We start from the raw sequence: 11,173 nt of genomic DNA, 5'->3' as shown, positions 1-11,173 counted from the left end.
TGATTTTGGACAAAGTTTGCGCTTGCCTTTTTAATTTTTAAGATAATATGCCAAAAACTAGCTATCTTTTCTTTTTTAACCGTTTTGCAAATAAAAATTTTGATTCGGGCCACTTTGAATAATATAATAAAAAATAGGTTCAATTACCAGAAGGGGGAAGAAAAAAATTGCTAGCTTTGTACATCATACTTATTATCTTGGGAATCATTATTGTATTTTCCCTATATAATTACTTTCACCAAAAGAAAATCTTAAAAACTCTGACAGAAGACGAATTCAGAGTTGGTTACCGAAAAGCACAACTTATCGATGTTCGAGAGCCTAATGAGTTTGACGGCGGACATATTTTAGGAGCACGAAACATCCCGATGTCTCAGTTAAAAAATCGAATGAAGGAAATCCGTACAGATAAACCTGTATACCTTTACTGCCAAAGTGGAATGCGTAGCGGAAGAGCAGCACAAATGCTTTATAAAAAGGGCTGTCGTGAACTTTATCAGTTACAAGGTGGATTTAAAAAATGGACTGGGAAAATAAAATCTAAAAAGTAATAAGAGAAGTGGAAGACGCATGCTTATCAATGACAAAGAAAGGCGCAAATCCTTCTTTAAATTTCCACATGAATTTTATTACAGTCATTACTTTTAATTAACCCACAGAACTGATCTGTGGGTTATTTTCAAACTTGGGAGTGAGTCGACATTATTTTAACTTCTTTAACTTTCGATCAGCGGAATCTAAAAAGAGAGGCTTTTCCATTTATTCTTCCGGTTTTACAAACAATGGAATCAATTGAATTTAACAAACCTGTCACAATTTTCGTTGGCGAAAATGGAACTGGAAAATCAACGATTCTCGAAGGAATTGCAGCTTCTGCAAATCTACCGACTGCTGGGGCGATGGAAATTGCTAATGATCAAGACTTGATGCATGCACAAACATTATCAGGAATGATGAGACTCAATTGGAGAAAACGCCAATCACGTGGATTTTTTTTAAGAGCGGAAGATTTCATTTCTTTTGTGAAAAGAATTAAACAGATGAAACAAGATGCAGAAAAAGAGCTCAATTTAATTGAAATAGAGTATAAAAACAAATCATCCTATGCCAAAGGTCTAGCTTCTATGCCTCATTTAAGAACACTGGAAGATTTAAAACATTTTTATAACGAGGGCCTTGAAACTAGATCGCACGGGGAAAGTTTCTTAGATTTCTTTAAAATGAGAATACAGCCGAATGGACTTTATCTTATAGACGAGCCTGAAACTCCCTTATCTCCGATGCGACAATTAAGTTTAATAAGTATCATCATGGATGCAATTAAAGAAGGATGTCAATTTATTATTATTACTCATTCACCGATGATTATGGCCATCCCAGAAGCTGAAATTTTTAGTTTCGATCATCATCCGCCTGTATTAATTGATTATGAAGATATTGAACATGTCCAAGTAATGGAAAGCTTTTTAGCATCTCCCCAATCTTTTTTAAGACACTTTACATAAAAGTTGCTCCAAAAGGATGAAATATTCCCCTTTGGAGCAACTTTTATCCTGTAGCCAGAAGCGTTGATAGGTAATACGCTTGCTATTATTCTTAATCTGCTTCCTGATAACGCAATATTGGTTTTCGAGCAGCCAATGTTTCATCCAAACGTTTTACAAGCGTAGTATGTGGGGCTTCTTGAACAATCTCTGGGTTCTCCTCTACTTCTTGCGCAATTTGAATCATCGTGTCGATAAAGGCATCCAGCGTTTCTTTCGACTCTGTTTCAGTCGGTTCTAACATCATACACTCTTCAACAATGAGTGGAAAATAAACAGTCGGTGGATGAAAGCCAAAATCTAATAGTCGCTTTGCAATGTCTAAAGTACGGACACCTAGTGTCTTTTGTCGCTTGCCGCTCAAAACAAATTCATGTTTACAGTGGCGATCATAGGGAAGATCGAAATATGGAGCAAGCCTTCTCATCATATAATTGGCATTTAACACAGCATATTCAGTTACAGCCTTCAAACCATCTGGGCCCATTGAGCGAATATACGTGTAGGCCCTCACATTAATGCCAAAGTTTCCGTAAAATGGTTTCACGCGACCGATAGCTTGTGGACGGTCATAATCGATCAGATAGTTGTCACCATTCTTCGTGATCACGGGTTTCGGTAAAAATGGAACTAAATCTGCTTTTACCCCGACTGGTCCCGATCCAGGTCCGCCACCACCATGTGGACCAGTGAACGTTTTATGAAGATTTAAGTGGACGACGTCAAATCCCATATCACCAGGACGCGCCTTGGACATAACGGCATTTAGATTCGCCCCATCATAATAAAGCTTTCCACCAACCCCATGGACAATCTCAGCCAATTCCAAAATTCCCTCTTCAAATAAGCCAAGGGTATTAGGGTTTGTTAACATAAGGGCTGCTGTATCGGGACCAACGATTTCCTTCAAATGCTCAATATCGACAAGTCCATCTGGGCCTGATTTAACTGTGACTGTTTCAAACCCAGCAACAGAAGCAGAAGCTGGGTTCGTACCATGGGCAGAATCGGGAATAATTACCTTTGTCCTTGCTGTGTCCCCATTTGCCTCATGATATGCTCGAATTAGCATCAATCCGGCCCATTCACCATGGGCTCCCGCTGCTGGTTGTAGGGTAACTTCATCCATACCCGTTATCTCTTTCAAATGTTCTTGAAGATCATACATTAATTCAAGTGCACCTTGTACAGAGGATTCTGGTTGATAAGGGTGAATATGAGCAAAGCCCGGGAATCGAGCCACTTGTTCGTTGATCTTTGGATTATATTTCATCGTACAAGATCCAAGTGGATAAAAACCTGAATCTACACCATGGTTATGGGTAGATAGTTCGGTAAAATGACGCATTATGTCTAGTTCAGATACTTCTGGAAGATCTGGTTCTTCTTTTCGAATGTATTCTTCAGGTATACACTCACTTAAATCAGTTTCTGGAACATCCAGTTCAGGTAAACTATATCCAATTCGTCCCGGCTTAGATAGTTCAAAAATAAGCTTTAAGTTACTCATCGTTTTCCCCCATTTCCTGCACTAATGCATTTATTTCGTCTTTCGTTCTTAATTCAGTAACACAAATAAGTATGTGCCCTTCAAGTTCAGGGTAATCACGCCCAAGATCGTAACCACCAATAATTCCCTTATTTAAAAGTTTTTTATTTAAACCCTGTATTGATGTATTTAATCGTATAACAAATTCATTAAAATGGTGCCCAGTAAACGGGATGTCAAAGCCTTTTTCTTTAAAAAGTTTCATTGCATAATGAGTCTTCTGCATATTTTGAATAGCCATTTGACGAACCCCTTTTTTTCCAAGAGCTGTCATTGCTACTGAAGCAGCCAGAGCATTTAGTGCCTGATTGGAGCAAATGTTAGATGTTGCTTTATCGCGACGGATATGCTGTTCACGTGCTTGTAAAGTTAAAACAAACCCTCTTTTTCCATTCTCATCAACGGTTTGACCGACAAGGCGCCCAGGAACCTTTCTCATTAATTTTTCTGTAACAGCAAAATAACCGCAATGTGGTCCTCCAAAAGAAGCAGGAATGCCAAATACTTGTGCATCACCGACAACTATATCAGCCCCTAAGTCCCCAGGAGGAGTTAAAATCCCTAATGAAAGCGGATTACTAGAAACGATCATCAATCCTTTTTGTTCATGGATTAATCGTTCTATTTCCTTTAATGGCTCAATTTGACCAAAAAAATTCGGATATTGAACAATTAATCCAGCTACATCCTGACTAAGTTCATCTACAAGTGAATCTACATCCGTTACACCATTTTTATAAGGAATTTCTACAATTTCAATATTTTGGCCCATTGCATATGTTTTTAACACTTCTCTGGATTCGGGATGGACTGTTTTAGAAACTAAGATTTTTTTCCGTCTAGTTTGAGCAGCGCTTAGCATAGCTGCTTCTGCAAGCGCTGTGCCTCCGTCATACATCGATGAATTTGCCACAGCCATACCCGTAAGCTCACAAATCATTGTTTGAAATTGAAAGATTGCCTGAAGCTCTCCTTGGGAAATTTCTGGTTGATAAGGTGTATACGCTGTATAAAATTCTGACCTCGAAATTACATGATCAACAATTGTTGGGATGTAATGGTCATAAACACCCGCACCTAAAAACGATACATATTGTTTCATATCCGCATTTTTGGCTGCTAATCTAGTCAATTCTCTGAGCAATTCCGGTTCAGACTTTGCTTTTTTAATTTTATATTCGCCTTTAAATCTAACTTTTTCAGGTATATCGGAAAAAAGCTCATCAATCGTGTTGACACCAATTGCTTCGAGCATTTCTTTTTTATCTTGCTCAGTCATCGGCAGATAACGATGTTCTCCCATACTCTTAGCCCCCTATTTATTTTTTTGTCTTGCATAAAAAGGTTTGGATATAATTTTCGCTTTCAATCGTTTCCCACGGATATCCACAAAGACTTCACGACCAATTTCACACTGCTCTATATCAATTAATGCTAATCCAACATTCTTTTTCAATGTTGGTGATTGAGTTCCAGACGTTACTTCACCAATTTCATTATGATCGTCGTAAACTTTGTATCCTTGTCTTGGAATTCCCCGATCAATCATCTCAATCCCAACATTTTTTCGGGAGATCCCATCTTCTTTTTGCTTTTGGAGGGATTTTTGACCAATAAAACTGACGCTTTTATTTAATTTAACAGCAAAACCAATCCCAGCTTCTAGAGGAGTAATATTTTTACTTAGTTCTTGGCCATATAATGGTAAACATGCCTCAAAACGAAGAGTATCTCTTGCACCTAAACCACATGGAAGAAGACCTTGCTTTTCGCCAGTTTCTAGGAGGAGCTTCCAAAGCATTGTAGCGTCTTTTGGATTACAATAAATTTCAAAACCATCTTCACCCGTATATCCTGTCCGTGATAACAATGTATTCGCACCATTGATTTGTACATTTTGCCAAAAATTAAAAAATTTAAGCCCTTGCATATCTACATTTACAACACTTTGAAGAATATCGCAGGAGGCTGGTCCTTGGATGGCTAGTAAGGCATATTCATTCGAAACGTTCTCGATCGTGACTTCTCCCTCGATATGTTCCGTTAGCCACTCAAAATCCTTTTCTGTATTGGCTGCATTCACAACTAACAAGTATTCCATTTCTGCCAATTGATAAACTAGTAGGTCATCTACTGTACCACCGTCGTCATAACACATAGCCGTATAAAGAACTTCACCTGCTTTTAGTTTTGCTAGATCATTGGTTAGCATCTTTTGTAAAAATTTTAAGCTGTCTTTGCCCTTGACAATCACTTCTCCCATATGAGATACATCAAACAATCCAGCTTTAGTTCTAACCGCATGATGTTCGTCTTTAATACTGGAAAATTGGACGGGAAGCGCCCACCCCCCAAAATCAATCGTTTTTGCTCCCATCTCTTCATAAAGCGGATCCAACGGCGTTCTTTTTAAAGTTGTCATCACGCGCACTCCTTTCAACTCATTAATTCTAAATCAAAACTATTCCGTGGAACGAAAAAAGGACAGAAAAATCCCTTCATACGGATTTCCCTGTCCTTTCACCTGAGAGTTTGACCTTCACGGCTTACCCCTTTGGTGGTCCTTAATTAGTTTAGGTCCAGCTACAGTGCCCAGCGACTAGGAAACTTCTACGTCGCTAAACGGGGCGCTTTCGCTTTTCTTTGTCTAGCTCCAGCGCCCAGCGACTAGGAATCTTCTACGCTTCTTCCTACGATAAGTCAACATCGATTCGTCCTGTCGGACTTATCGTGTTTCCTTTATCTCGTCAGAAGCTAGGAAGTTTCTACGTCGCTAAACGGGGCGCTTTCGCTTTTCTAATTAGAACACTCTCCAGAGTTGCGTCAAACAAGGGTCTTTTTGCCTGAGAGATTCACAATCTCATTGCTTGCTCCTTCGGCGCCGCGATTTGCGGTCTCTCCCCTTGCTCTCATTCGCCAATATTTATTAAATTTTTTGGACATACTATAATTACTTTAAATAATTGTTACGGTTTCCAAATCAACATCATCGTACCATCAATTGATGGTTTCATCAATCTTTTTCCTTATTATTAGGAGGCGTGTTATGTCTATAAGGATTCAATTCGACCAAACATGGAAAAGTGACTTTATGGATCGGCTTGAAAAAGATGGTCCGTGGGCTAACTATGAACTATTTAAATTAGCATTTGAGTCAGAAAAACATCTAACGGTTCCTTCATTTGAAGGATTAGTTGCCCCAAAATATTTACCTAATTTAACTCCTCTGCCGCATCAGCTAGAAACGGCTCAACAAGTCGTAGAAAATATGAACGGTAAAGCGATTTTAGCTGACGAAGTGGGACTTGGAAAAACGATTGAAGCTGGACTCATATTAAAAGAATATATGATTCGCGGACTAGTCAATAAAGTGCTAATTCTTGTGCCCGCATCCCTTGTATCACAATGGGTACAAGAATTAAACTCAAAATTTCACATTCCTGCGGTAGCCCAGCGAAAAAGCTATGTCTGGGAACAATATTCTTGTGTTGTTTCTTCAATTGACACGGCTAAACGGAGCCCACATAAAGAAATTATTGCAGAACAGGACTATGATCTAATTATTATTGATGAGGCACACAAACTAAAAAACCCAAAAACACAAAACTATCAATTTGTTCAATCGCTCAAAAAGAAATTTTGTTTACTATTAACAGCAACACCTATCCAAAATAAAATTGAGGAAATTTTCCATCTTGTCTCCCTGCTTAAGCCTGGACATTTAGGCAGTGAAAGTGGGTTTTTGGACAAATATAAAAATAGCAATAAAGCATCAATGAAAGAGGATGCATTTTTAAAAGAGCTAGTTAATAAAGTGATGATTCGAAACAGAAGAAACGATACAGGTGTAGAGTGGCCTGAACGTGAAATTGAAAGTGTCTATATCTCTTTTTCTGAAGATGAGAAGGAGTTATATCAAGCCATTGATGTATTAAAGGAGAAGGATTCTGGATATTCTGCTCATGGGTTTTCGTTAATGACTTTAAAAAGGGAAGCCTGTAGTAGCCGAGAAGCCGTATTTCTAACTTTAAAAAATATGTTAAGTAAAATGGAAAATCCAACAAAAGCTTTTATGGAAAAATGTCAATGGATTAAAACTAAGATTGATGCCGTTAGCCATAATTCCAAAGCTGAGAAAGCATTAGAGCTAATTCAAACTATTAATGATAAGGTTATTATCTTTACCGAATATCGAGCAACACAAATGTATTTACAATGGTTCCTCCAACAAAATGGGATTCGTTCTGTACCTTTCAGGGGCGGATTTAAGAGAAGTAAAAAAGACTGGATGCGTGAACTTTTCAAAAATCACGCTCAAGTTTTAATTGCAACAGAAGCTGGTGGTGAGGGAATAAACCTCCAATTTTGTTCCCATATCATTAATTTTGATCTACCTTGGAATCCGATGCGCTTGGAACAAAGAATCGGAAGAATTCATCGACTTGGACAAGAGAACAATGTGAAAATATATAATTTTACTGTAAAAAATACGATTGAAGAACATATCTTGAAGCTTCTATACGAAAAAATTGATTTATTTGAAAGAGTAGTTGGAGAATTAGACGAAATTTTAACAAGATTTGACGGTACGAATATGGAGGAATATTTGAATGATATTTTCCATCAATCCAAATCCGAAGGAGAAATGAAAATAAAAATGGAAAATTTATCATCATTAATCCAATTTGCTGACTCTATGAGAAAGGAGGATGTATCTATTGCTGCAAACAGAAATACATCAATTTCTTAAAACTTTTTTTACTGAAAATAACTGTGACATCGAAGAAGATAAAAATGGATACATGACCATTCAACTTACGGTTGATATGGATAAAGCTTTGATGAATCGACCCTTTTATTGGACGTATCTCGAAAAAACTGGCGGTACTCCAAATCCAATGAAAATAACCTTTATTACAGATCAAAAACAAGTGCCAGAAGATCTTAAAGGAGAAGCGATTCATTTTGGTGCGCCACGTCTTCACCAATTATTTGCGACGACAAAAGAGCTTGCTAAATATATTCGCCTGTTTGAAGTGCCAAATGTAGTTGAAAATCACCAGCAAACTGCCTTACATCCGTGGTTAATGCTAAACGTTAAAACCTCTTATCAATGTGATCGAAAGAAAGATGTTATACGGTCTTTAGGATTAAATTTAATTAACGGAACGTTAGTAGATCAATTTTTTCATGAAATCCAAAACAGACGATTGCAACCGAAAATTCCTGACTATTGTTTTACCGTTTCACCCATAATTAAACCTCAAAGCGGTTTAAGTAGAATTGAATCCTACTTAACAAATACAATTACCGCGGAGAACCATAGTTGGGCTGAAGAGGCACGAGCAAGGTGGCAAAGAGATTTACAACTTTTAGATCACTTTTATGAGGAACATGATGAGAAGCCCGAAACATATGGAATTGAGAAACAAGCTTTGCAAGATCAATATGAACCGATTGTAAACATCGAGATTATTAATGGTGGTATTTTTTATTTAAAAGCTTTATAAGAAAAGCGGAACTCCTGTCTAGTTACCGAGCAGAAAAAGCAAACTATGTTGCCATATCCTAGCGCAAAATACTGAAGCTTACAAAGAAAAGAGGCTGATCTCCTTATACTCATGCAGAGTTTGGAGTCAGCCATTTTTCTTAAATAGCATTCGGATGGAAAAGGGCAAAAGTCCAAACCATTGATAAATCATCGGTGGCTTTGCTTCCTTTCGTTCTTGTTTTAATTGAATTCGTTCAGACTTTGGCAATTCAAAGTGCTTAACAAATGATTCTGTCATAAATTTCACATAATCATTAAAGGACAGTTGACTCACCCCTTTTTAACATGTATCTAACATATTAAAAAGTATAGCCAATCTATAAATTAAAGATTCATTTCTTTTTGAATTTCCTTGGCTATTTCATCAATGGAGAGATGAGTCGTGTCAATTGATAATGCCGCACATTCCATATAATAAGGAAGCCTCTCTTTATACATCTCACCGATTTCTTTTGCTGTTTTATTTTTTATAAGTGGTCTTAGAGGGTCATCTCCAATTCTCGAAAAAGTCACCTCTGGATCGCACTTCAGAAATATGACACGCTTCGTCTTTTGAAGAAATTCACGATTCTCTCTGTTCAGAACAACTCCGCCTCCAGTTGTAATGATCGCTTTCTTATGAATTGAATCTCGTAATATTTTTGATTCCAACTCTCTGAAATAGCTTTCACCATATTGTTCGAAGATATCTCGAATACTCATATTCGCTTCTTCTTCTACTCGATCATCAAGATCCATAACTGGATTACCGGTTTTTAACGCTAATGCTCGTCCAACAGAAGTTTTTCCAGCCCCCATAAAGCCAATCAAGTATAATGACTCATTTATTGGCATTTGCCTCATCTCCTCCCCAATGACACACTCTATTATCTTATCATTTTTTATCCTTATTGGATCAACCGTTCTCTAATTTCATTTAAATAAAATTCCTTCATCTCCCTAACAAACCCTAATTCTGAAAGATAAATAAGTGTAGCTTCAAAGAGAATGATTAACGCAATAGAACAAATTAATAATACAATTGGATAAACTGCCCCACTTTCTTTATTAATGGCTCTACTCCTCCCTGCTCAAAGGTAATAAAAATGAAGCCTCATCCTCAACGCCACTTAAAAATTCAGTTTGAACATGCAAATGATTATCTTCTTTTAAAAATTGTAGACTTTTAATGTTTTGTAAAACAATTTCATGACCTGACCCATCAACTTGCCTTCTTACTACTAAGCCATACTGTACATACTGAATTTTCAATGCCCCTTTCTCAATAAAAAGATATGGTTTTACAACCGCAACATGATCAGCCTCTTTTAATTCATTTCGAAGACCAATAAGAAATAAATTCCATTCAAAGTCATCTTCTACTTCCATTACTTTATCGATCGCATTTACAGACTGAAAAATTAAAGGCAGAAACAGCATGATAAGCGACAGGATGAATATGTTCATGATCGCTTCAAGTAATGTAAAACCAGATTGCTTATTCAACACATTTTTGATTTCTTTCATATTCAATACAGGCTCTCCCGTTTTCAATTAATATTTCATATTCAATTCCTCGATTTATTCTTTTAGTCTTAAAGGGTAATTCCATATCGGGATATCCCTCGACATATTCAAACAAAATTCGATAACTAGTCATTTCTTTTTTTTCGTCTTTTAATTTATTCATCATCCCAAACATGATCGGAAATAGCGTTCCACACAACAGAAGAATGAAAGAAAGAGAAAGCAAACTTTCCAAAAAAGTAAACCCATGCTCATTTTTCAATTGAAAAGCGCCCCCTTCCAATATAGACCGTCATTTTAAAAGTTTTCTGATTGTGTCGAAAGTTAACAGTGCCAAAATTAGATACAGTCCCTCGCGGAGTAATTGAAAAAGAATGGAGATTCGTTTTTTCAATATAAATTGAGTGAGGGAGCTTTCTTACAAAAATTACCTCCCCAGTCGCAGTGACCGCATTATATTCATTTGATAAAATTGAAAAACTGAATACGACTGTCTCTCTTCTATTTAAGGCATATGAGTGAGCGTAATATAAATCAGATTCTAGTTGTGTAACGAACATTTTTTTTTGGATCATTTCTGAAAAAGATTTTAGTGTCAGTATACTAAAGGACAAAATAATAGAAATAACAGCGAGCACAATCATCATCTCAATGAGTGTAAACCCTTTTTCTGACTGATTAGCTCTCATGGCGTTTCTTGTTTAGACGCCTCTTTCACAACCCCATTAGCTATAACTAGGTTAGACCCATCTGGACACTGTAAATCAGCAGATTTTATATAACCAGCATCCTCTAGATCGCGAAAATTCGTTGGATATTCTTGCTTTTCCATATGATAAGCTTGAACTTGTCCCTGAACCATTTGGATCAATGCTTCACAACCTTTTTTATTTATTGTTTCACTATGCTTTGTAACATTTGGTAGAGCAACTAACAAAATTACGGAAATGATTAACAATACGATTAACATTTCGATTAATGTAAAGGCTTTTTGATTTTGAATATATTTTTTCATTATTTCCT

Annotated in this window: 13 protein-coding genes and 1 riboswitch; of the genes, 4 read left to right on the top strand and 9 right to left on the bottom strand. The window is 36.8% G+C overall.

What is annotated here, in order from left to right; all coding sequences use genetic code 11:
• The first annotated feature begins 176 nt into the window (after nt 1-176).
• Nucleotides 177-551 carry a rhodanese-like domain-containing protein gene (locus BN1243_RS02515; protein WP_407638877.1) on the top strand — a complete coding sequence of 125 codons (375 nt, stop codon included), beginning with the start codon at nt 177-179 and terminating at the stop codon, nt 549-551.
• Nucleotides 552-782: 231 nt separating this feature from the next.
• Nucleotides 783-1,505 carry an AAA family ATPase gene (locus BN1243_RS02510; RefSeq protein WP_062104701.1) on the top strand — a complete coding sequence of 241 codons (723 nt, stop codon included), beginning with the start codon at nt 783-785 and terminating at the stop codon, nt 1,503-1,505.
• Between the two features lie 91 nt (nt 1,506-1,596).
• On the opposite strand, the gene gcvPB is transcribed toward BN1243_RS02510, so the two are convergent.
• Genes gcvPB through gcvT form a run of 3 tightly spaced genes read right to left on the bottom strand, consistent with a single transcriptional unit; the run spans nt 1,597 to nt 5,515 of the window.
• A complete protein-coding gene (gene gcvPB / locus BN1243_RS02505) occupies nt 1,597-3,054 on the bottom strand; it encodes an aminomethyl-transferring glycine dehydrogenase subunit GcvPB (RefSeq protein ID WP_062104700.1) in 1,458 nt (485 codons plus the stop codon).
• Complete coding sequence (gene gcvPA / locus BN1243_RS02500; RefSeq protein ID WP_062104699.1) at nt 3,047-4,396, bottom strand: aminomethyl-transferring glycine dehydrogenase subunit GcvPA; 1,350 nt, start codon at nt 4,394-4,396, stop codon at nt 3,047-3,049. Before gcvPA ends, gcvPB begins: the two co-directional genes overlap by 8 nt.
• 12 nt (nt 4,397-4,408) lie before the next feature.
• On the bottom strand, nt 4,409-5,515 hold the full coding sequence (gene gcvT / locus BN1243_RS02495; RefSeq protein WP_062104698.1) for a glycine cleavage system aminomethyltransferase GcvT: 1,107 nt from the start codon (nt 5,513-5,515) through the stop codon (nt 4,409-4,411).
• 399 nt (nt 5,516-5,914) lie between these two features.
• Nucleotides 5,915-6,006, bottom strand: a riboswitch (glycine riboswitch).
• 133 nt (nt 6,007-6,139) lie between these two features.
• Here gcvT and BN1243_RS02490 point away from each other — a divergent pair.
• Nucleotides 6,140-7,843: a DEAD/DEAH box helicase gene (locus BN1243_RS02490; RefSeq protein ID WP_062104697.1), complete on the top strand. Its 1,704-nt coding sequence runs from the start codon at nt 6,140-6,142 to the stop codon at nt 7,841-7,843.
• Complete coding sequence (locus tag BN1243_RS02485) at nt 7,812-8,603, top strand: YqhG family protein (protein WP_062104696.1); 792 nt, start codon at nt 7,812-7,814, stop codon at nt 8,601-8,603. Before BN1243_RS02490 ends, BN1243_RS02485 begins: the two co-directional genes overlap by 32 nt.
• 126 nt (nt 8,604-8,729) lie before the next feature.
• Here BN1243_RS02485 and BN1243_RS21500 read toward each other — a convergent pair whose 3' ends face one another.
• The 6 genes from BN1243_RS21500 to comGC all read right to left on the bottom strand — a co-directional run bounded on the left by BN1243_RS21500 (nt 8,730) and on the right by comGC (nt 11,165).
• Nucleotides 8,730-8,918 (bottom strand): YqzE family protein, encoded by a 189-nt coding sequence (locus BN1243_RS21500; protein WP_230200083.1) that lies wholly within the window; start codon nt 8,916-8,918, stop codon nt 8,730-8,732.
• A 50-nt stretch (nt 8,919-8,968) separates the two neighbouring features.
• Nucleotides 8,969-9,478: a shikimate kinase gene (locus BN1243_RS02480; RefSeq protein ID WP_062104695.1), complete on the bottom strand. Its 510-nt coding sequence runs from the start codon at nt 9,476-9,478 to the stop codon at nt 8,969-8,971.
• A 222-nt stretch (nt 9,479-9,700) separates the two neighbouring features.
• Nucleotides 9,701-10,150 carry a competence type IV pilus minor pilin ComGF gene (comGF, locus tag BN1243_RS02475; RefSeq protein ID WP_230200291.1) on the bottom strand — a complete coding sequence of 150 codons (450 nt, stop codon included), beginning with the start codon at nt 10,148-10,150 and terminating at the stop codon, nt 9,701-9,703.
• On the bottom strand, nt 10,122-10,412 hold the full coding sequence (locus BN1243_RS02470) for a hypothetical protein (RefSeq protein WP_062104693.1): 291 nt from the start codon (nt 10,410-10,412) through the stop codon (nt 10,122-10,124). Before BN1243_RS02470 ends, comGF begins: the two co-directional genes overlap by 29 nt.
• Complete coding sequence (gene comGD / locus BN1243_RS02465) at nt 10,402-10,839, bottom strand: competence type IV pilus minor pilin ComGD (RefSeq protein ID WP_062104692.1); 438 nt, start codon at nt 10,837-10,839, stop codon at nt 10,402-10,404. Before comGD ends, BN1243_RS02470 begins: the two co-directional genes overlap by 11 nt.
• Complete coding sequence (gene comGC / locus BN1243_RS02460; RefSeq protein WP_195892065.1) at nt 10,836-11,165, bottom strand: competence type IV pilus major pilin ComGC; 330 nt, start codon at nt 11,163-11,165, stop codon at nt 10,836-10,838. Before comGC ends, comGD begins: the two co-directional genes overlap by 4 nt.
• Nucleotides 11,166-11,173 lie beyond the last annotated feature (8 nt).

The sequence above is a fragment of the Bacillus niameyensis genome (genome assembly GCF_001375535.1).
Classification (GTDB): domain Bacteria; phylum Bacillota; class Bacilli; order Bacillales; family Bacillaceae_C; genus Lederbergia; species Lederbergia niameyensis.
The sequence above is the reverse complement of the archived record's forward strand: the minus strand, read 5'-3'. Positions and strand labels throughout refer to the sequence as shown.